The following is a 751-nucleotide window of genomic DNA, read 5'->3' as shown; positions in this document are numbered from 1 at the left end:
TTTTAAGTTTCCGTCGACCGTGTAGAGCAGCACTTTCCTCTTCGTCGGCAGCGTGAAAGGTGTATAAGGTCCAGTTTCTGGCTCGACCGCTACGGCATCGACCCGCAGCCCGTCGACGCCGTAGCGGTCGAGCCAGAACAGCGCGTTCGACACCAGGAAATTGGTGACCTCGGTGCGCCCGTAATTGTAAATCAAGGTGCCCCAGTCGAGGTGGCGGCCCTGCAGCGGATTGGCGTGCTCGTAGAGCGCGGTGCCGTCGAAATTGCCGAGGCCATGCGGATCGTCGGGGAAATGCCCGGGGACCCAATCGAGCAGGACGGCGAGGCCGGCGCCGTGACAGGCGTCGATCAGCGCGGCGAAATCGTCCTGCGAGCCGAAGCGGCTGGTCGGCGCGAGCATCCCGGTCGGCTGGTAGCCCCAGGAGCCGTCGAACGGATGCTCTGATATAGGCAGGAACTCGAGATGGGTGAAACCCATGTCGCTGGCATAGGCCGGCAACTGCTCGGCCATCTCGCGATAGGTCAGCCACTCATTGCGGCCCTTGCGGCGCCACGAGCCGAGATGCACCTCGTAGATCGACATCGGCGAGCTCAGTGCGTTGACGCGATCGGGCGCCGGACGCGGATGCGGGATCTTGCGCTCGTCGATCACGATCGAGGCGGTCTTCGGCCGTACCTCGGCGGCAAACGCCAGCGGATCAGACTTCAGCGGCAGATGCTGGCCGTTGCGCCCGATGATCTCGAACTTGTAG

At 63.6% G+C, this 751-nt stretch carries 1 protein-coding gene; it reads right to left on the bottom strand.

The window, feature by feature from the left end; all coding sequences use genetic code 11:
• Nucleotides 1–751 (bottom strand): alpha-amylase family glycosyl hydrolase (locus tag NS334_RS17350; protein ID WP_241492028.1); only part of this gene is annotated, 751 nt, incomplete at both ends.

The sequence above is a fragment of the Sphingomonas endophytica genome, assembly GCF_001476895.1.
Taxonomy (GTDB): Bacteria; Pseudomonadota; Alphaproteobacteria; order Sphingomonadales; family Sphingomonadaceae; genus Sphingomonas; species Sphingomonas endophytica_A.
Note: the sequence above shows the minus strand (reverse complement) of the source record. Positions and strands in the feature narration are given on the sequence as shown.